This window comes from Rhodocytophaga aerolata (genome assembly GCF_030503435.1).
In the GTDB taxonomy this organism is placed as follows: domain Bacteria; phylum Bacteroidota; class Bacteroidia; order Cytophagales; family 172606-1; genus Rhodocytophaga; species Rhodocytophaga aerolata.
The window spans coordinates 50983-72450 of record NZ_JAUKPO010000022.1 but is presented as its reverse complement, the minus strand read 5'-3'; the positions used below and the strand labels follow the sequence as shown (position 1 = coordinate 72450).

The following is a 21468-nucleotide window of genomic DNA, read 5'->3' as shown; positions in this document are numbered from 1 at the left end:
ACAATTAAAGCTAAGTAACTAAAATTAATTTATTAAATAGTTTTTTCCACCACCGTTCTTTCTTTAATTTATTTCTCGCTTCTGTCCAGTCACACATTGAGTCTGTTATATCATAGAAACCCATTTGATCTGGTGTAACATCGTTTTTTGTTATTCTTACAATCAATTGTGGTAAAGTTGTATAGAAAGTAGCTGTACGGAATGGTGGATGCACCGACCACATGCCTGGAGAAGCACCTTTCAAATCAATGCGTATAAATTTTTCTGCCAACATAAACCTTGATATTACTTCCTCCGGTAACGCATAGGGTGGGTTGTCCTCAAATATAGCTTTAAGAATTGAGCGTATATTGGGAAACATAATCTTTAAATTATTGTACAACTTTCTGCGATCAATTAGAAAAAGTCGTGTACTCATGTGTGTGAATTCAAATGCATATTGTGTAAGTGATGACTTTATACAAAATTGATCTATTAATATATGATCAGGATGAGGTGGACCAGGTAAAGGACTAGTAATTAATATTTTAGGATACTTCTGCATTAACTCTAAAGCCTCAGACAACCATGTAGAACTTTGCCCTCCAAAAAAAGTATCTGAATCAATATGAAATACATAATCATATTTAGCTTTATATATTCCATAAAAATAAGCATAGAAAGGACCTCCCCTAAAATCCTTTTTAGGACAAAGGCCTTTAAAAAAAAATTTACTTACTATTTCTCGACATTCAGGTGAATAATCTACCTCACTATATACAATATTAGGATATTTCTTTTTAATTAATTGAATAAGCTCTAACATACTGAGATTTGTCTCTTCCCAATTCTTGCCAAATCTACCGTTACTTTTATTAGAATCATAGATTAATAGAATCTCACTTACTTGGGTAGACCATGTTTGTAGTTGATGCTCCAATAAATAAAAGCTGTGTTTATAATCATTTGGAGTTAAACTAATTTGAAGTGTCACAGGATTCATATTCTATAATATTAGTTGTATAGAATAAGTTTCTGTTACAAATTCGCTTTACTTATGGCAAGTATTAACCTTTTCTCTTCATATTCCCATGAGTACCGCTCTTGAACTATTGTTAATGCATTTTTTTTTGATTGCTTTAACATATACTTTTTACTTATTAATCTTGTGAGTTGCTTAGCAAGATCTTCTCTTGAATCATTTTTGTAAGTAAATATAGCATTAATAGCTTTATTTGCTATTTCGGTTTGACCTAAAGTATCTGATGCAATTACAGCAAGGCCAGCTTGCAAATACTGAAAAAACTTATTAGTTACAGTAAGGTTTCTGCTTTCAGGAGTAGCCTGCTCAAGTGCCAAACCTATATCATGTTCAGCCAAACGTGAAATAAGTTCATAGTTAGAAACTATATCATGAAAATATATCGCATGTCCTAAACTATTTGGGAACCTATCTAACAAATAGGTTTTGTATTGTAAATTGATATTTCCTCTTATATGTAATTCTATAGGAATAGCCACAAGCTCAAGCGCTCTAATTAATAACTCTAACCCTCTACCTGGCCCTACAGTTTGTGAAAACCAAATCATAGAAACCTTTGATAGATCCTTACGGTCCTTATGAATACCATCTAAACGTTCTCTTTCTGAATAGGGAAATACATTATAAATTGTTGCTGGCATGACTACACTGTAGGCTTTAGCCATTTCAGCGGCCATACTATCAGATGTAGTATATATAAATATACCCTTAATTAGAGCAAAATGTTCAATCTTACGTAACAATTTAATGGGCCTTTGCCGCCGTGCTTGAGGTAATAAATCGTGTGAATACCAGTCTTCAAAGTCAAAACCTACCTTGTATCCTTTTCTAATTAACTCGCAACCCACCCATGTGGGCATTTCTTGATGAGAAATATACAAATCTGCTTTGATTTGTAAAGCCGCTTTTAAAAATCCATAAGCATTATACCCTAAGGCTTGAGGAAGTTGAATCCCAGTTCTGTACACCAATTCCCCAGCTAATCTCCTTTGAAATCGAATATAAGTTCTACGAAAGAAATTAGATTGTGAAACAATAATATTAGTGGCACCAAAATATTGAATACAAGATGTGTCAATTACTTCCAAATCTTCTTTCAATAAAGCTTCGGAAGTAAAAGTAGTAAGTATAATTACGTTGTATCCTGCTTTTGAAAGAGTCTTAGCTTCTTTTACAACCCTGGGATTTTTACAGAGATGAGATTGGGTAAGAATACAAATGCGCTTCACAAATTTACTTCATTAATTATATCTATATATCGTTTAGCACATTTTTCAAGTGTTAGATTTTCGAGAATATAATCTCTTGGGGCAAATGAGGCTAATTTTACTTTTTCCCAAAAATCGTTAAATTTAACACTAAATTCATACAAATTTTTGAATTTCATACCGCATCGTTCATCGAAGAAAGGAACAGATGTAGCAGGAATATCAGGTTGGCCCCATTTTAATCTATTAGGATCCAAACACCAACCTTGATCCCAAGCCAAAATAGGGATGCCAGTAGATAAAGCTTCATTATAGGCAATCCCCTGACTTTCATGCTCACATAAAAAAATCAAAGATTTACTTTGGTGTATAACTTGCCGATAAACTTCACTCGAATAATTTCCGTAGCGAATTTCTGTGTATTTTAAACCTGCTTTGGTTAAGTAACTTCGTATTGGCTTCAATAAACTCTCCTCAGTGTCTGCGTAATTCCACATAATTTTATTATATATAAGTACATCATAAAAAATGGGATTATTTTTAGGTTTCCAATATTGGGTATCTATACCTACTGGCCATAATTCACATCGGTTGCCAAAATAAGGTTTATAGATATTATTTGCCCATTCAGAATGTTGCAAGTATTTAACTACAGGATATTGTTCACATAAATCTGGCCATTCAGAGGGATGCGTCATTAGACCAATTCCTGCTACAATAGAATTTTTGTTATTATATCCATGTAAGCAGGTTTTTCCTCGACCTAATATACCAACTTGATCAGTTGATTTTAACTTATAAAATGGTAGATTGACAGTGTAAGAAACATTTAATAAATCTAAACCTTTGCAAAGGTTTATAAAAACTTTGTTAATTCCTCCCGGCTTTTGTTTTCCACGGATAATTCTACGAACCATTGGTCTCAGAAACCGATCTCCCTTAATCCAGCGATCAGTTTCAGGTTCAGGTATATAATATAAGCAAAGTTGACTCATTATTGCTTCAGTCAATTAAGTTTTATAAAAGGGGAGTAATCTATCAAAATTAGATTCATGAACAAACAAAATATTAGCGTGAAACACAGGAAACGTGTTAAATCCTCCAATTTGAAGTTTGTCTTTAAAATCAAAGATCAAAGGTTTATAATCATATTTTTTGAGATGAGCAGCTAGTTTACATGCTCTTTCAGAAACATATCCTTCGCTAGAAGGCATATCAGCCTCAAGAATTAATGTAGGTCTGTCCCTTTCTAATAAATTAGCTGCTCCTTTTATTACCTCTATTTCAAACCCTTCTACATCACATTTGATTAAATCAATTTTATTATAACTATTTAGAAGGCCGTCTAATGTTTTAACATCAACTTCGACAGAGTCGTTATCACTTTTATCTGTTATAGTATTGAAAGCTGATTCACTTATATCTTTATTTTGTATAAACATTCTTCCTGGCTTATCAGCAACCGCAGCTTGGTATAATTTTACACTGTGTATTTTTTTTAGATTTGATTCAGCCAGTTTATAAGAGCTTGGGTTAGGCTCGAAGCATATAATTTTTCCCTTATTACCTAATAAATGAGCAACTAACATAGCTTCATATCCAAAATGAGTACCAACATCAATAACAGTATCTCCCTCTTGCAAATAATGTAACATAAATATAGTTATAGCTACCTCAGTATAACCAAAGTTCATTATTTGATTCGAGGTAGATTCGTTAGTAACTATATTCATATAATCTCCCCAAAAAAGAGGCACATTATAAATTCTATTTATATTTAGTTGTTGAAATAATTTGCCAACTAATACATTCCTCCTCTGCCAGAGAGCTCGAATCCCTCCTTTTTGATTTATATGATACCGTTGTATAAATTTTTCGTATGTAGTAGCATTTATCATAACTATTTACTTTAATGCATCTTTAATTTTATTTAATGACATAGGAATTGAATGATTAGCTAATGCTTTTATTTGTCCATTTTTACGTAGCTTTTCTCTTTTATTAGGGTGTTTTAATAAATCTTCTATTTTCTCTATCAATTCCTCTGCTGATGTGAATGTCTCAATCTCTTTTCCAATTTCATACATTTGGTCGAGTCCTTCTGTCCATTCGGTCAAATAACAAGCCCCCAGCATAGGTGCTTCTATATCACGTAATCGAGAGTATGTATCTGGTTTATTAGAGGGAAAATAGAAACTTGGATATCTATTTACACCTATTGTAATTATAGCATTTTTAGAAACAGAAAAATACTCTTCATTATAAACGGATTCTTTCAAAAAATCATTAAAAATAGCTTTATCGATTGGTTTTTCAAATGAACATCTTATTTTGTTAAAATAAGCCTTTATACTATGCTTTTTGATAAAATCCAATTGATTATATAGTTTAGAACTAATATTTTTATAATTGTTCTTCTCAATAATTTTTTCATTCCAGCCAGGTCCCCTTAATTCAATATCTTTATAATTTTGAATTACTTTATAAAATAATTGCCCTCTTTGTTTATCATATGATCCAATAAAGGTAGGTTTATATATTTCTTTATAAGTTGAATCCCTATTGAATCTATTAACCCAAACCGGCATTGGTAAATGTAAGTATGACAATTTAGCATTTTTATACATTTCTAGAGCTTTATATTCTGGTACCCAATTCAAATCAAAACAATGATACTCTTTAGGCACTTTTTTGAATTCTCTTACATTATCACAAAAAAAGTTTACGCAAGGAATCCCTAATTTTTGAATATATTTTATTGCTTGGATATCTACATGAACTGGATAAAAATAACTAAGAAATATATCAATAGCTCTTTTTGTGTGCTTACTTTCTATGTCTTTAATTACTTTTTCCCATGTTTCAGACTTCCACTCATCAAGCATAAATCTATTATTACAAACTAAAGCTTTCGCCCAATCTATTTCTGGAGTTTCTATCCATTCATGTCCTGCTTCTTCAATTCCTTTTTTAAAATAAAATTGCCAAAATTGGTAAGCAGGTATAGGATGTACAATTGTAGATTGTAAACAGGAGAGGTAAATTCTCATTATTAATTATATTATTCTTTAATGAATGTTTTATCAACTGAGCCTGCAATGAAGCCTTCTAATCCTATTTCTTTGACAAATCTTGTAGAATATGAATTATCTTTTAATACTTTAGAGAATGCAAATTCAACAGAACAAGAAGTTTCTTTTTCATATATTGGGTTATACAGCTTTTGAAAATATTTTAATATACTTAGTAAGCCTACCATACGCATAGGATATCTATACATTTCAGTTAAAGTTTTTAGAAGCAATTCTTCATATATTAATTTATTTTTAACAACATAGCATCTAGTCGATATCATTTCATTATTTTTTCCGATATTGTATCCCCTTACAACTACAGACCAGTTATCATATACATCATTAATTACAAAATTCTCATTTAGCTTATAGCGGCCACTTAGTTTTAAAATTGTGGTATCTTCAGGTAGATACTTTAGAGAATTAAGAATTAAGAATATTTCACTTAGACCTCTGTTATCGAATTGATAATTATCAAAAAGCAATACATTAATTTCTTTAAAAATATCTTTAATTATATAATATTTACAAGAATCAGAATTATCTAAAAGCCAAATATCTTTTATACCTTTTTCTTTCAATGAAAGAATAGTTTGTTTCGTTTGAGTTATTCTTTCATTTGGAGTGAAAGAAGACCTAGGCTGATTAAAAATGGGCTTAGAAGGAGGGTAAAGTGTAGAGGTAATTATAGCTATCATAGCTTACCATTTTTCAGATTTAGAGTCTTTTTATGATATGACTTTATTGAATTTATCAATTATATTTATATCTGTTATATTTTGCTCTACTTTTTTTGTTGTCCAGAACAACTCAGGATGTAGTAGCCCTTTTGGTTCATCTGGAAAAATAATTCCCATTTGATGAAAAAGTAGATCAGTAACATCAAATGATAAATACTCCCTTGCAGGTAAGACTTCTCTATCGCCAGGAATATCTATCCTCATTTTAATTTTATATCTTCCTCTATTTAATAGCTTGCCTGGTATTTTGCATACACTGCAATATTCACCAACATCATACATTATACTATTTACTTCGAAGCTACTACTACTAAATAATTCATTTTCAACATCATCCATCACAGAAATTACTATTCTTAAATTTTTAATTTGCCGTAAAAGTTGAAAGTAAATTTCTATCGATATTGGATTTATATTATTTAAAGGTGTTTCTATATTTTCTCCACTACGAATAGCCATGGAAAGTAATCTAACTTCATTATGTAATTTAAAATTATCATCGTTAAAAGTAATAAATCTGTTTGATTCAAAACCGCTATTTAAATAATCTTTAATTATTGAATTTGTTTCACCGAAACTTTGCATTTTACCGTTTTTTAAGAAAATAGTTTTTGAACACAAAGTTTTGATTACATTTAAATTATGGCTAACAAATAATACCGTTCTTCCTCCATTTCTACTAACATCTTCCATTTTTCCTAAGCACTTTTTTTGAAATTGTGCATCTCCAACTGCTAAAACCTCATCTACAATCAATATTTCAGGTTCAAGGTGGGCTGCAACTGCAAAAGCTAACCGGACATACATCCCAGAAGAGTACCTCTTCACAGGAGTATCCAAAAACTTTTCTACTTCTGAAAACGAAACTATTTCATCAAATTTCTTTTTTATATCTAATCGGCTCATACCTAGTATAGCTCCGTTTAGAAAAATATTTTCACGTCCTGTGAGCTCAGGGTGAAAACCTGTACCTACTTCGAGCAAACTTGCTACCTTTCCTTTAATACTTATTTTACCACTTGTAGGTTCTGTAATGCGGCTTAGTATCTTCAATAAGGTACTTTTACCTGCACCATTTCTTCCAATAATTCCTATTCGGTCACCTTGTTCTATTTCAAAAGAAATGTCTTTTAGAGCAAAAAAATCTTCACTATAAACCCTCGCTCTTTTGGTATTAGGTTTAAATATATTTTTAACACGATTTGATACTACATCACGCAAAGCTGTATACTGTTCAGCTTTTTCATGGCCAATGATATATTTTTTATTTAGACTTTCAACGCGTATTGCTGTACTCATAATTATTAGATACAGGTAGGTTATGATTAATTTTATACTGTTTTATTAACTTTTCATATAAGCAACTGGTATGGTACTTTCTATTTTCATCCAAGCCACCCTGCCGCCATACCTCATTCCACAAGTGAATTCCAAAACTTCTTGGATGAATAGTTCTAGCCTTTGCAGTTCTAGGTCTAAAGAATGGTCTTATCCACTCTTTTAATTTCTCTAAAAAGTTTCGGTGAGAATAGACAATGTATTGTCTGGTATGATAATGGCTCACAGGAGCGAAGTAAAAATATGGCACAAATAAAGGTCTATTTTTAGATTTAAGTCCGGTTTGATTATCTATCAGAGAGGGACCTATCTCTACATAATCAGAGAGTGAGCTTATTTTTCCTTCTGCTTTCTGAATCAATTCTTTTACAAATGAATCCTCTTTTGGAAATTTTAAGATAAAATTTGAAGGATTTTCTTTGTCATTTCCTGAATTATAAGTGGTGCATACTATTCGTGTCTCTTGGATATCAAAAAATTTTAAGCAGAAGACATCAACATCTACCCACCAACCACCTTTCAAATAAAGCAGATGATAACGGAATAAATCTGAGAATGGAGCATATTTACCTTTATATGGTGGCTGATCAAAAATGAATATTCTTTCATAAGACAGTATTTCATTGGCATCTTTTAAAATAACCCCAGCAGGTATATTGTTTACGACTCCGTACACATATAAATGAAAAACGTGTCCATTATTTATAAAGGATTGAATACATGTTTGATGAAGTCTTGTTAATTCTTCACCAATCCATAGACTTTGTACAACTACATTTTCGAGATTCCTCAATTAACTCTCTCCTTATAAAAATTCATAGGTAGCTTACATACTTGTTGAGCAACTAAACATATTGGATTTTATATCAAATTACATCAGCAAATGTTTTTTCCATTTTACGAAAGTATTGTATTCCTAAAGCAGTAAATAATATAGTAACTATTAAGGAAGACATAAGACTTATTAGATTCAATTGGCTTTCACCTCCTAAAATTGCCCATCGGAATCCATCAATCACTCCTACCATGGGATTCAAATAATATAGCAAACGCCATTTTTCAGGTACCACTGAGCTACTAAAGCCTACTGGTGAGATATACAAACCAAATTGAACAATAAAAGGAATGATATACCGAAAGTCCCGATACTTCACATTTAGAGCAGTTAAGTATAAACCTGTACCAAAGGCAGTAAAGAAGGCAAGCAGAATGAATACTGGTAATAACAAAATATGCCAACTAGGAACAAACTGATATACCACAAATAAACCAAGCAGAATAATAAATGAAATAGCAAAGTCCACCAGACTCACAATTACAGAACTTGCCGGCACAATCAGCCTGGGAAAATATACCTTGGATATCAGGTTAGCATTGCCTATTAGGCTGTTACTGCTTTCAGATAAGGCATTAGCAAAAAATTGCCAGGGCAGCATAGCGGCAAATACCATGATCATATAAGGTGCATTTCCCTCAGTAGGCAATTTGGCTACTCTACCGAAAATAACACTAAAAATCAGCATGGTTAATAATGGGCGAATAATACTCCAGGCAGCACCTATGGTAGTTTGCTTATAGCGAACTTTTATATCTCGCCACGAAAGAATGTAAAACAATTCCCGGTAACGCCATAAGTCTTTCCAGTAATTCTTTTCGCTACGGCCTGGTTCAATGATCAAATCAAATGCTTGCTCCATAAAGAGATTTGAAATCTAATTTAATAACAACTTTATTTTAACAATAATTATAATAGGCTTATTGAATTTACTAGTTCCTCATCGAGGAGATACTTTCTTTGTTAATAGTTTTATTTTTTAGTATCTGTCTAAGTCTCCTTTTATAAGCTGCAAAACCAAAATGTAATAGAACTTCCTGCTGGAGAGATCTTTTATTTGTATTGTTGAAATATAAGCTATTTATTAGCGCAAGCTGTATCTCGAATTCGTTATCCGGATCTATTAGCCTACCAAGCTTTCCATGCAACAGTGCTTCTGTACTTCCATCCTGATTACCAGCAATAACTTCTGCCCCACAAGCCATAGCTTCTATAAACACAATACCAAATCCCTCTTTCTTACTAGGCATAACAAATACATCTGCTAGTAGGTAATGATCTATTAGCTCCTCATTGGCAATAAATCCTGGCATGATTACTTTCCCATCTAGCTTATTGTCATGAATCAATTTTCCTATACGTGCTTTTTCTTCACTGTCGTATTTCCCGCAAAGTAGATATACTGCCTCCGGAACTGCTTGTAACACCTGAGGCATTACTTGAATTACTTTATCATATCCCTTATACTGCTCGGTATTTACAAGCCTTGCTACCGTTAAAATGACTTTGCTTTTATCAGATAATCCATACCGATTTTTAAGATAAACAGGCTTTACAAAATCAAGGGGTGGCAAAAAAAATGGATCTAAGGTATTATAAAAAACACTAATCTTCTCTTCATTTATATAAGGATTACCCTCTAATATCTTATTTGCTGTGAACTCACTTACAGCTAGAATTTTATCAACTCTCGTGATCAGTGCTTTCTTAATATAAGAATGAATCGTCCATACCTCAATACCATGAGCAATTAAAAAAACCTTTTTTGATGGAAATAGCAGTTTTATTAGCAAACCAACAATAGCCAGGTTAATATGTCCTAAAATAATAAGATCTGCTTTTTCTGCTTTAATTAAGGCATGTAGTGTAAAAAGTGACCTATTTCCACCATATCCACTGAATTGCGAATGAGGAATGTATGCAGGGTCTGCAAGATCGTCATAACAAGAGAGCACCTCTGCATTACCCTCTAGAGTCACTATCTCCTCATGGAGTGCTTTCATAAAAGCTCTGTTGAATTTTTCAATTCCACCCATTCCTTTAAAAGCACTAAGATATAAAAACAGCGTCTGCAAGATCAATTGTTAATTCAGTTAATTGCTCAATATATTTTGTTTACTTCTAAATAAGCATGCATCCATAAAGGTTCTTCGTATCGCTTACTTAATCAGTCTATTACACACTCACTGCTGATTGGTGATGCCATTTTTCACTTAGAACCATAGCCCATAAACGTGACCACTGCAATCTCTCTTGCTCAAAATCTATGGTTAGTTTGCGAACAGTCTTATTTGGGCTATGAAGCATTTGCAGCATCAACTCGTTTTTTTTCATCCATTTATTAAAAGGAAGCTCAAATCCTTGCTTTGGCCTGTTCCATATTGGCTCAGGCAATATATCTTTGAAAGCAGAAATTAAAAGCCATTTTGCCTGCGGTTTTCCAAACTTTATTTTAGGATGAATTTGGAAGGCTAATTCTATTAATTCTTTATCTAAAAAAGGTACCCTAATCTCTACTCCATGCCACATACTCATCACATCTGAATCTTTCAAAAGCTGATTCTGCATATAAAAATTAGTCTCTATCCAGCTGGCAAAATTTCCAGGTCCTAATTCATTAAAACGATTAGTAGTATTTAATTTCTGCAAGCTCCAAAGTACTTCTCTTTCTGTTATCTCCAAAATATCTGCTACAGTATCCGGGTTAATTAACCCTCGTAAGAATAGATATTTTCCCATATCGCCTTCTAAAGACAAAAAAGGCGTTTTCTTAAGCTTATCATTAATAAAAAAATTACCTAACCGATAAGAGAAGGATGGTAAATATTGAGTATAAGTAAATGTATGAGCCCTTTTAAAAGAAGGATAACCACCTAATAGTTCATCTGCACCCAAGCCTGAGAGGACAGCCTTTAAGCCTTCTTCTTTAGCGCACCGAGAGATAAAATACGTATTGATTCCATCCATAGAAGGCTGATCCATCGCTTGCAAAATATCTACTAAGCTCCTTTCAAAATCTTCTTTGGTTATTCTGTAAAATGAATGATTACCTTTAATTTTGTCGATGATTAGCTGCTGATATTTTTTTTCAGTATATCGTTCTTCATCAAACACAATGGAAAGCGTGTGTAGCTTATCTTTTATGTCTTTATTAGCCAACAGCGTTAATAAGCTTGAATCAATACCTCCACTTAAAAATAGGCCTATTGGTGCATCAGAGATCAAGTGTCTTCTAACAGAAGCCTCCAGTTTTTCCCTTATTAATTGTGTGGCTTCTTTCTCTGAAAGAATAGTAGATGAAAAAGTATACCTAAAATATTGTTTGACTTTGTACTCTCCACTGTCTACATCCCACTTCAGAAAGTGTCCTTTAGGAAGCATAAATACATTCTTATAGGTGGTATAAGGTTCTGGAATAAAGCCTAAAGATAAAAAGTAAATCTTCCATTCGGGCTGTTCCTCTATAACAAGGTCTGTCTGCGCAAATGCCCTCACTTCCGAAGCGAATGTTAGTCTTTCCCCTTGGGTAGTATAATATAAAGGCTTTATTCCAGAGTGATCCCTTACCAAGTAGACTTGTTTTGTCTGTATATCATGTAAGGCGAAGGCAAACATGCCATTAAAACGTAAAAAAGCTCCCTCTCCCCATTCTTTATAGGCATTTAAAATGACTTCCGTATCTGTATTATTTTTGAATGTATAGCCTTTTTCTATTAATTCACTACGTAACTGCTGATAATTGTAAATCTCTCCGTTGAAACTAATCACTACTGTTGCATCGGCTGTGCTCATAGGTTGATGGCCGGCAGGGCTTAGATCAAGCAAAGAAAGCCGACGGTGCCCAAATATAACCGTGGATTCGCTGCTTACATATAACCCTTCATCATCAGGTCCACCATGCGCCATACTGCTTATCATCCGATAAACAGTATTTTTAAAAGGATTATCTATTGATAAGCTATCCTGAAAAGAAAGTCTTTTAGAGAGTATAGTACCTGCAACTCTACACATATATATCTATGTATACTATTATTAAATACTGTTTTAGGCAGTAACTGTTTTCTTCCACCATTTAGCTTTCTGCTTATCTTCTATATAGTATCCATAGCCATATCCGTAATTGCCTACCCCATATCCGTGCCCTGATTTTTTTATATCTACATCATTGAACACAAGTGCCATATTCCGGTACTTTTGCTGGGCATATAATTCATTGATAAAATTAAGAAATGCCTTTTTCGTGTAGCCTTGCCTCACGACAATGATATTGATATCTGATTGTTTCATTAGTTCCAGGCCATCAGCAATAATTCCAACAGGTGGCGTATCAAGGATAATATAATCAAACTGTTCTTTAAGCTCAGCAAGTAATTGGTTCATGCGGCCGCTAAGCAAAAGTTCAGAAGGATTAGGCGGTAAATCGCCAGAAGGTATTACCCACAGGTGGTTTAACTCAGTTGGCTGGATAACTGCTGACAGGATAGACATACCAGATAGATAAGTACTTAGGCCAAATTTGTTTTTAATATTAAGCTCTATGTCGTAGTTATCCTGCTTGCGCATATCTGCGTTGATTAGTAAAGTTTTCTTGCCTGATATAGCAATGATATGGCTTAAGTTAATTGCACAAAAAGATTTCCCCTCTCCACTAATAGAAGATGTAAAAAGCACAACCTTAGACTCTCCATTATTTTCAGTGAGATAGCTTAAATTTGAACGCACCGAACGCAACGATTCTGATAAGGCATTCTTTAAATTTCGCGTTCCACTTAGAACCTTCTCACCTGTACCGTGTACGACCACCCCTAACAAAGGGATAGGAGTTAGTTTTACTAATTCCTCTCTGGAATTAATTTTCGTATTTAATAGATCTAATAGCACTATTAAAGCAATTGGAATAGCTAAGCCGGCAAGTAGAGCGAGTTTGTAATCAAATACTTTTTTCTTCAACGGGCCGCTCTCAATCCTGGCTGCATCTACCATGCGGTAATCTGAGGCATTAGAAGCTCTTGTAATAGCAGCCTCTGCCCTTTTCTCCATCAGAAACTGCACCAAGCTTTCACTAATTGTATAATTTCTAGAAATGTTGTTAAATTCCCTTTCAGCAGAGGGTAACTTTTTCTGTGAGCTCACATAGTTATTCACACTGCGGTTAATATCAGCTAGCTTTAAGTCATTGATCGCTTTTAGGCTGCGTATCCTCTGGAAGATGCTATTTTTTAACTCTGCAATCTTCTGATTATTTACATCTATATAGGGATTTTTCAATCTTTTATCCGCTTTCAGGATACGGTTCTCTGTCTGCAAGGTGATTAACTCACCAATTACATTATTCAAGGTAGCATCTTCTAAGCCTAAAGAGGATGGAATAACTATCTGACTTTCTTCATTGTCCCGCAGATTGACCTCTAAGTGTGTAAAATACTGGTTAGCACTTAGCAGGGTGGCCTTATCTTTCTCTAACTGCTTAATTTCCTCCATCAATTGACTACCTTTCTCTTGCACACTGACTACAGAATTATTGCCTTTAAAACGCTCTAACCTATTCTCAATAGTAGATAGCGAATCTTTGTTCTGGCTTAGCATTTGATTGATAAAATCCACTGTTTTGCTAGCCATGCTATTTTTTTCATACAGGTTATTAGCAATGAAATTTGCACAAAGCTTATTAAGAAAATCTTTCTCTTTTTCAGGTGTATTCCCTTCTATAGAAAGCTTTAATACTGAAGCTTCCTTACCTACAGGATTTATGTATAGGGCATTCTTGTAGTGATTTGCCAGGCCATCTATATGATTAATATGAAAAAGCACTTCTTCATCTGGCGTAATGTGCTCTTTTTGCAAATTAATAATGAATTTAAACCCTTTATATTCAGCTACTTCGCCAAACTCATACATCTTTTCAGAAATACCAGATAATTGCTCATCCTCCGTAGAGAGAATATAGCGTCTCACGGTTTTAATGGTACACGTAAACTGAGTATAATACGGAATAAAGGTAGAGGATGTATCTATCACTAGTTTTATTGAACTATTCTTATAAAGCTCTGATACAACAAATTTGCCTTGCTTAAAATAACTCACCCCAAAATCTAAATCTGTAAGCGTCTTTTCTATAAAAGAATGAGACTTCAAAAAAATGATCTCATTAGAAAGATTTCTGGATGGACTAAAGGCCTCCTCTCCGTATAATATGCTGGATATGTTACTTTTATCATTATCAGGTTTGACGTATACAAGGGAGCTCAATGTATACACTGGCCTGGTATAGCGGTCAATAAAGTAGGCAACTCCTCCAAAAAAAACAAGACAAATCACCACCAGATACCAATTACTGAGCAGGCTAAAGAGAATCTTCTGCACATTAAACAGGCTATCCTGAGAATCTGCTTGAGGCTGATTAGTGGTCATACTACCGATATAAGATGAAAAGCCAGGCTATAAAAGCACTATTGATTGTTCCTAAAATAGATAGCCCTAAAGTCAAGTTACTTGTAGTAGTTCTTGCGTTCTTCTTTGCTAGAGGATCTACTAAGATTACATCATTAGGTTGAATAAAATATCTATCTGATAATAAGATATTATCTTCTAAAACATTTACCTTGTATACGCTGGCTGTGGCCTGATCATGCCGGATGATGCGTACGCTAGCGCGGTCTGCAAACTCAGTTAATCCGCCCGCTTGCCCAATGGCCTGGAGTATTGTTAAGTTTCCACCATCTGCTTTAAAAGTTCCCTCATCGCCTACTTCTCCTAGCACAGTAAAGTTAAAATTTACAAGCTTAACAGTCACTTTTGGGCTCTTTAGGTAATCAGCTGTTAGCTCCTTTATCTTTTCTTGCATCTGCCCTACAGTCAATCCTGCTACTTTTAAATCTCCTACAACCGGTAACTCAATATTTCCTTGCCGATTTACGGTTAGCTCCATTTTTGGAGTGCTTCCTAAAAAATTAAATTTTTCTTGTGTCAAGCTGAATACTTCTACTGATACAATATCATCTGCTTTTAGTTTGTACTCTGGGATCATAAGTGCGTATTCTTTTGCATTAATCGTAGGAGCCGTATCATGTCTTCGATCCTGCATATATTTCTGTTTTCCTACTGGTACACAGCCAAAGGCTAAAAATAGAAGAATATAACTTAAATAAAGTGATAAAAAAGCTTTATTGAATATCTTTTTGTACAGCAAACTGCGCTGTATTATTTTTCTAATTAACATCTAAATATTTTTCTGTTTCGTTGCAATTAATTTAAAACTATTCCGTAGACAAAACAGCACAAAATACTTTTTCTTAAATTTACTACCTCTCAAAGCTTCGCCCTTTGGGTCACATTTGTTATGTACCTATTAAGAACAAATTTTGGTTAGGCAATACCTACGCTATATGTTTCTGTATCCTAAAAGTGAATAGTTATTTTGCTTCAAGCAAAGCCATCTAAATTTTTTACCTACTAAAAGGCAAGCCATTTTTCTTCTTTAATTTATAAGAATCTTTCTGTTTGTAGAAAAACAATATCTTAATAGATAATTTTCACTTACACTCCACCTTCTACAAGTCTCTAATCACTAAAAAATACATATTTTATTTATTTCCTTTTACATTCCTAGCTTTAGCTTGCCAAGGCTAAACGCCTTCGAAGATGATTTGTAGGTATGGTAAGCAGTAAGTTATGACCAGTATTTCCAATTCGCACAATTACTCGTTTACCTCCTTTATATTCCACCAATTCTCCCTGTAATCCTAGCAACTTTCCTGAAATAATCTCTACCTCTTCTCCTATTTGCAAATCCTCTGTAGAAAATTTAAGCTCTACATCTGCAGATAGAATCCGCTTCAATATATCAATCTCAGCATCGCGGATAGGGGCTGCTTTACCAGAAAAGGTGACATAACACACTACGCCTGGAGTATTCAATACCCGGAAATAGTCTTTCTCTGTTATGCGCACAAATACGTAGGAATTTATCAGGGGACACTCTATCCATTTTTTGCGGTCACTCCACTGATGAAGTTTCTTTTGCAAAGGAAGGTAGGCTTCAATGGATTGTTCCAAAAGTAAAGAATATACCTTCTTTTCGAATTTGGACTTTGTGTAAATAGCAAACCAATTCATGGAATTCGTTTAAATAATGGCTCTAACCGTTGATTTTTTTATTTGCTGGTCTATTTTGTACGCCTAGAGTTTCCTTTTGGAATAATTTGTAAAAGTCTCTGCTTCGCTTCTCTTATGAGCAGAGTTATGAAATTACTTATTTTTTATAGGGATCTATGTACTATTTCGATGAATCCGGTATTTCTTTAGATAAAACCTGTAACCTTTTCCTCTCTCTTACTTTTGTCTTATTTTACATCTTTCTAATGCAAAAACGCTTCTATTTTGTACGCTTTCATTAATGAGTGAATATTGTAAAAGGTAACAAGGCTTTTAAAGCCCATTTTACAAAGTTCCCCATTTTTTATTAGGCAAAAAATACCTAATTCTAGGTATTTTTTTGGCACTTTTTTCCTTACCTGTAGGTTTAGCATTGGATTTACTGCATGTAATTTTTGAAACAAAAGCCTCCATCTGCTCTCTTAGACTAAAGCTATTTTAGCTCACAAAGGAAAACAGAATTTCCTCTCGTCCTGCTCTAGTGACTATATATTGTATAGATATTATATATTGATAGATATGTGCTACTCCCCAGAAATCGGACCACTAGCTAAGTTGAAAAACAAGTATTAAAATAGTGGTTAAATGAAAGCAAAAAGGAAACAGTACACATCAAATTTCAAAGCCAAAGTAGCTATCGAAGCTCTTAAAGAAAAAGAAACACTAGCGGAATTATCCAAACGCTTCGAGGTTCATCCTACAATGATCGGTAAATGGAAGCAAGACTTTCTGAGTAGAGCTGCCACGGTATTCGAAAAATCTGCCGATGCCCAATCTGAGGAGCAGATCGATCCCGATCAGTTATATGCCAAGATTGGCAGATTAGAGCTGGAGAATGAGTTTCTAAAAAAAGCTTAAAGAAACTGGGCTAAATGAGCTGAAAGCAATGATCGATACAAAAAGTGAGTTGAGTATTCGGGCACAGTGCGAATTACTAGGACTGCACCGAAGCGTGCTATACTATCAAGCAGTGCCGGAAACGGAGGAAAATCTGCGTATTATGCGTTTGTTGGATGAGCGGTATCTGGGTTATCCAACAGAAGGTGTATTACAAATGCAGGACTATCTGCGCAGCCAGGGGTATATTGTTAATCACAAGCGGATAAGGCGGTTACTGCGAAAAATGGGAATCATGGCCATTTTTCCCAAACCAAATTTAAGTAAAGTAGGCAAAGTTGAGTACATCTACCCCTACTTATTGAAGAATTTACCTATTACTGAAAGTAATCAGGTTTGGCAAATAGACATCACCTACATCCCTATGGCGAAAGGCTTGGACCTAAGATGAAATCTTATTTCAGGTCCATGTACCTGGTGGCTATCATTGATGTCTATAGCCGGTTTGTGGTAGGTTGGGATATTTCTAATAATATGGATGCAGATTGGGTGGTAGAGACATTGCAGACAACTCTTGCCTATTATGGTAAGCCGCAAATAGTGAACTCTGACCAAGGCAGTCAGTTTACCTGTAAAAAATGGGTAGAGCATCTCAAGGGGCAACAGATTCTCATTAGTATGGATGGGAAAGGACGAGCTGTTGATAATGTATATATTGAAAGGTTATGGCGAACAGTAAAATATGAAGTGAATCATGAACGATTCACCTGTTTACATTACTCCGCCCGAAGATGGCTGGCAGTTATACCAAGGGCTGAAGGAATTCTTCCAAAGATATAATTATCAAAAGTACCATCAAGGTATCGGAAGGCAATTACCCGTTTCAGTTTATTTGGGTTCATTAGCTAACAGCGCCTGAATCAAAATTTCAATTAACAAGTACCCATTTTTGGTCCTAATAATGGGGAGTACCTCAATATTTAGTTAGAACTAGAAAGAATCCTGCAAGCAGAATGTATCATAGCTGGGCTAGTAAATAACGTGCCCATTCTTTTATAGCTTCTTGGCCACGTTTACGCTACTATTTGGTGTTTTGAATACTTATTATAGTGAAGGCAAGTAAATGCTACAAAAATTCCTGTCAAAATATTTCCTAGTCCCTTGTTTACCTTTTGCTAGTTGCTTTATTTATCTTAAGACAAGCTACTAGTTACCTATTGAGCAAAGAATTAGTAATCCCTAATTTCAATTAACTCCTAGGCAACAAGGTAGTCAGTGACGCTAGACAGACCTTCGCGAACTTGTCGCATTGCCTTAGAAGAAAGTTAACAGCTTCAGGCTCCATCATTGGGGTAGTAGTCTAAAGCTTACAGGTATTCGGATTGCTTATACTTAAAAGCATACCTAAATGTATACATACTAAATGCCTATACCCAACTAGATACATACTAAATGTCTATACGCGAATGCTCTAGTATATCAAACATAGTACGTATTTCGAATAGGGTAAACATATAGCATATCGTAGCGATCACACCCTGTTGATCCTATCTCTATTCTATTACATCTCTATTCTATTACAAATGCGCTTATTATTGAAAGCCCTTATAACCAGTTAACAATCTTCTCACTTTAAACAAACAAACTTTTAACAAACAAGTATATGCCCAAGCTACGCTTTATTCCCAGCCGAGACGGATTTCATTTCGTAAATAATTTTACCAATCATGTCGGCCCCATTACTACCTATGGCTTATGTGGGGGGATGGCCCTGGCCGCTTTTAATTACTACCGGCACAGCCTGCCGGTTCCCACCCATAAGCAAGGGGTGAATGATTTTGGAACCTTAGATGATTTGCCACCGGAAGGAGGCCGCCTGAGAGAGTATATTTTCTGGCAACAAATGGGTTCTTTTGCCAGTGCCGCCGGCTTCTTCTTTCCCTCCTGGCCCTGGCTCTCGGACAGTGACGTGCTGCGCGACCATTACCGGGCCTCGGTGGGCGACTTTGACCGCATTAAACGGGCCATTGATCATAATCAGTTTCTGCTGCTAGGCCTTCGCAGCAGCGAGCGGGGCAACCTGATTGGCCACCAGGTACTGGCCTATGGCTATGAGGAAAATCCCTTGCGTATCTACATCTATGATCCAAACCATCCCGATCAAGAAATGATGCTAGAAGCAGATCCAGGCAGAGAACGCATTGTGCATAAGCATGGAAGCGGACAAGAAAGCCACACAGCCCTTAGCTATGGCAGCTACTTTGTGCAGCTGGAGCTAAATCCGCTGGTTCCGGATCTGTTAACGGAGGCTTCCAGGCCTACCTACCTGGATCTAGGCATGGCAAGCGGCATCCGGGTGAGTGCTCCTATAGGAGATGGCCTGCGGCAGGTTGGCGAGCGCCTGGAGATAGAGGCCACTATAAGAAATTATGGCGATCATCCGGCGCATCTGCGGCACCTGCTTCTCTGGGCACGGGACCCGCAAAACCGTAACCGCGATGGGGATCTAGGCACGGGACTTCCCATCACTACGCTTGCTCCCGGAGAGGAAGTAAGGCTACATAAGGTGATCGAACGCTTTGGGGAACAAGCAGGCAGGTACCGCTTTGGCGTGAGCTACCTTTCTGAGCATGGACACTGGATACTACTCCCAACCCTTGCTCCTGCGACAAGTAGTGAGGTTAATATAGACCTTGTTTCTGGAATTGACCCTGGAACCCATTACGGCACTGGCGGCTACAAAGGACCCGGCACGTATATTATTCAAGCCCGGCATAGCGGAAAAGTATTTGATGTCAACATCGACTGGTTTTCTGGTGCAAACAATGGGCGTCCGCTTATCCAGTTTGACCGGCACGGGGGAGATAACCAACGGTTTATTGTAGAGCCCATGCCCGATGGCTATGTCTGCATCCGGGCCAAGCACAGCGGAAAATGCCTGGACCTGGAAGGATTTGCCTTAAGTCCCCTTGCCAGGCTTCAGCAGTGGGAGTGCCATAGAGGAGATAACCAGCAGTTTGCCATTGAGCCAATCGGCGACCATTACCGCATCCGCCTCAAACATTCCGGCATGTATCTGGATGTACATGGAGGGAGCCTGGATAACGGAGCAAGAATGGTGCAGTATCCCTGGCATGGCGGCAATAATCAGCTTTTTCAGTTCATTGCCGCCAGCTGATCTGCCTGTGCCCCTATCCGGCTGCTTGTAACTAGATTAAGGGTAGTAAAGCTAATGGATACCTGATAAGAGTGAAAGGATAAACAGCTTCCCTCAAAGCTAAATTGATCAAGTAGGCGCAAGGAATTATGGAATAAAGTCTATCCTGGCTTTATTTAGCATATCCCTCTTCTATTGGAGAAATACAGAAGGCAAGAGCGAAAAGATGCTTGCCTTCTGTAGTAAAACACCTAGGCTAGGGACACATAGGCTAGGGAATTTTTGATCAAAGATGAAATAGCTTTTACAATGAGCTAGCTACCGCTGATCGTTGCAAGTAACTAATAGCTTAGAAAACAGCATCAGCTAAACACTATCCTACTCCCCTGCTGTAACTGATCTCAAGCAAGGACAGAGTGGATCATAAGTCCTGAAGACAATGTTTTTTGCACCGGGCATTTATCCGCAATGTTCTTTAGCCGCTCTAGTTGCATAGAAGATAGATCTCCTTCTAACAGGAGCACTTTTTCAATCACCTCTAGCCTCGAGGAGGGCTGCTCACAATTTTGACAATCCAGGCTATAATTTTTCTGATGCCCTAAGCGTATGCTAATACGCGCTAGGGGCCAGCCTTTATTTTGAGCGTACATACGCAGGGTGATGGCTGTGCAGGCTCCCAAGGCTCCAAGCAGCGCCTCATACGGGTCAGGCCCCTGATTGCTGCCGCCTGCCTCTAGGGGTTCATCAATGAGAAAGGTGTGCTTACCTGCGTGAATGGTGGCAAGTAGTGAATCTTTTTCTACAACTACCTGGATGCTTTTAACTATCGTAGAATTCATGGGGATAGAATTTAGATGATTAACAGATAAGCGTAATCTACAAGATTTCAGGCACACATTGCCTTATCCACTACTAGTATCTACTACCAGGATGATTCCATCAAAAATGCTAGCACCGATCATAGGGTTGCCTTGTGCTCTCACAAAGCAAGTTGCCATATCATTCTCCACTAGATAATCCTTCATCCTCAAAGGAGCGTGCTCATATTCTCAAGCAGTGCTTGAAAGCCCGGTTTATACCTTGCAGGAAACAAAGGCAGAGGTT

Annotated in this window: 19 protein-coding genes; 4 read left to right on the top strand and 15 right to left on the bottom strand. The window is 36.0% G+C overall.

Annotated features, from left to right (window positions below; translation table 11 throughout):
• Positions 1–10 precede the first annotated feature (10 nt).
• The 14 genes from Q0590_RS26205 to Q0590_RS26140 all read right to left on the bottom strand — a co-directional run bounded on the left by Q0590_RS26205 (position 11) and on the right by Q0590_RS26140 (position 16331).
• Positions 11–982 carry a glycosyltransferase family A protein gene (locus Q0590_RS26205; protein WP_302040600.1) on the bottom strand — a complete coding sequence of 324 codons (972 nt, stop codon included), beginning with the start codon at positions 980–982 and terminating at the stop codon, positions 11–13.
• A gap of 35 nt (positions 983–1017) precedes the next feature.
• Positions 1018–2250 carry a glycosyltransferase gene (locus Q0590_RS26200; protein WP_302040599.1) on the bottom strand — a complete coding sequence of 411 codons (1233 nt, stop codon included), beginning with the start codon at positions 2248–2250 and terminating at the stop codon, positions 1018–1020.
• On the bottom strand, positions 2247–3239 hold the full coding sequence (locus Q0590_RS26195) for a hypothetical protein (protein ID WP_302040598.1): 993 nt from the start codon (positions 3237–3239) through the stop codon (positions 2247–2249). The genes Q0590_RS26200 and Q0590_RS26195 overlap by 4 nt, the downstream gene beginning before the upstream one ends.
• On the bottom strand, positions 3240–4127 hold the full coding sequence (locus Q0590_RS26190) for an FkbM family methyltransferase (RefSeq protein WP_302040597.1): 888 nt from the start codon (positions 4125–4127) through the stop codon (positions 3240–3242). It abuts the gene before it with no gap.
• Positions 4128–4133: 6 nt separating this feature from the next.
• Positions 4134–5279 carry a glycosyltransferase family protein gene (locus tag Q0590_RS26185; RefSeq protein ID WP_302040596.1) on the bottom strand — a complete coding sequence of 382 codons (1146 nt, stop codon included), beginning with the start codon at positions 5277–5279 and terminating at the stop codon, positions 4134–4136.
• Between the two features lie 11 nt (positions 5280–5290).
• Entirely contained in the window at positions 5291–6001 is a 711-nt protein-coding gene (locus Q0590_RS26180; protein WP_302040595.1) for a hypothetical protein, read from the bottom strand.
• Between the two features lie 30 nt (positions 6002–6031).
• Positions 6032–7342, bottom strand: coding sequence for an ABC transporter ATP-binding protein (locus tag Q0590_RS26175; protein WP_302040594.1), 1311 nt, complete (start codon positions 7340–7342; stop codon positions 6032–6034).
• Positions 7320–8174, bottom strand: a complete 855-nt coding sequence (locus Q0590_RS26170) for a glycosyltransferase (RefSeq protein WP_302040593.1) — start codon at positions 8172–8174, stop codon at positions 7320–7322. Before Q0590_RS26170 ends, Q0590_RS26175 begins: the two co-directional genes overlap by 23 nt.
• Positions 8175–8247: 73 nt before the next feature.
• Positions 8248–9078 (bottom strand): ABC transporter permease, encoded by an 831-nt coding sequence (locus Q0590_RS26165; protein ID WP_302040592.1) that lies wholly within the window; start codon positions 9076–9078, stop codon positions 8248–8250.
• 70 nt (positions 9079–9148) lie between these two features.
• A complete protein-coding gene (locus Q0590_RS26160; protein WP_302040591.1) occupies positions 9149–10291 on the bottom strand; it encodes a glycosyltransferase family 4 protein in 1143 nt (380 codons plus the stop codon).
• A gap of 100 nt (positions 10292–10391) precedes the next feature.
• On the bottom strand, positions 10392–12227 hold the full coding sequence (gene asnB, locus Q0590_RS26155) for an asparagine synthase (glutamine-hydrolyzing) (RefSeq protein ID WP_302040590.1): 1836 nt from the start codon (positions 12225–12227) through the stop codon (positions 10392–10394).
• Positions 12228–12260: 33 nt separating this feature from the next.
• Positions 12261–14627, bottom strand: a complete 2367-nt coding sequence (locus Q0590_RS26150) for a GumC family protein (protein WP_302040589.1) — start codon at positions 14625–14627, stop codon at positions 12261–12263.
• Position 14628: 1 nt separating this feature from the next.
• A complete protein-coding gene (locus Q0590_RS26145; protein WP_302040588.1) occupies positions 14629–15435 on the bottom strand; it encodes a polysaccharide biosynthesis/export family protein in 807 nt (268 codons plus the stop codon).
• 392 nt (positions 15436–15827) lie between these two features.
• On the bottom strand, positions 15828–16331 hold the full coding sequence (locus Q0590_RS26140; RefSeq protein ID WP_302040587.1) for a UpxY family transcription antiterminator: 504 nt from the start codon (positions 16329–16331) through the stop codon (positions 15828–15830).
• Positions 16332–16955: 624 nt separating this feature from the next.
• Between Q0590_RS26140 and Q0590_RS26135 the strand changes: the two genes are divergently transcribed.
• From Q0590_RS26135 to Q0590_RS26120, 4 genes are all read left to right on the top strand, one after another.
• The gene (locus tag Q0590_RS26135; RefSeq protein ID WP_302040586.1) at positions 16956–17228 is read left to right on the top strand and encodes a transposase; all 273 of its coding nucleotides are present in this window, start codon (positions 16956–16958) and stop codon (positions 17226–17228) included.
• 28 nt (positions 17229–17256) lie between these two features.
• The gene (locus Q0590_RS26130) at positions 17257–17658 is read left to right on the top strand and encodes an IS3 family transposase (protein ID WP_302040585.1); all 402 of its coding nucleotides are present in this window, start codon (positions 17257–17259) and stop codon (positions 17656–17658) included.
• The gene (locus tag Q0590_RS26125) at positions 17655–18047 is read left to right on the top strand and encodes a DDE-type integrase/transposase/recombinase (RefSeq protein WP_302040584.1); all 393 of its coding nucleotides are present in this window, start codon (positions 17655–17657) and stop codon (positions 18045–18047) included. The genes Q0590_RS26130 and Q0590_RS26125 overlap by 4 nt, the downstream gene beginning before the upstream one ends.
• An 823-nt stretch (positions 18048–18870) precedes the next feature.
• Positions 18871–20385: an RICIN domain-containing protein gene (locus Q0590_RS26120; RefSeq protein ID WP_302040583.1), complete on the top strand. Its 1515-nt coding sequence runs from the start codon at positions 18871–18873 to the stop codon at positions 20383–20385.
• A gap of 380 nt (positions 20386–20765) precedes the next feature.
• Here the strand turns inward: Q0590_RS26120 and Q0590_RS26115 are convergent, their stop codons facing one another.
• Entirely contained in the window at positions 20766–21203 is a 438-nt protein-coding gene (locus tag Q0590_RS26115; RefSeq protein ID WP_302040582.1) for an OsmC family protein, read from the bottom strand.
• Between the last annotated feature and the right edge of the window lie 265 nt (positions 21204–21468).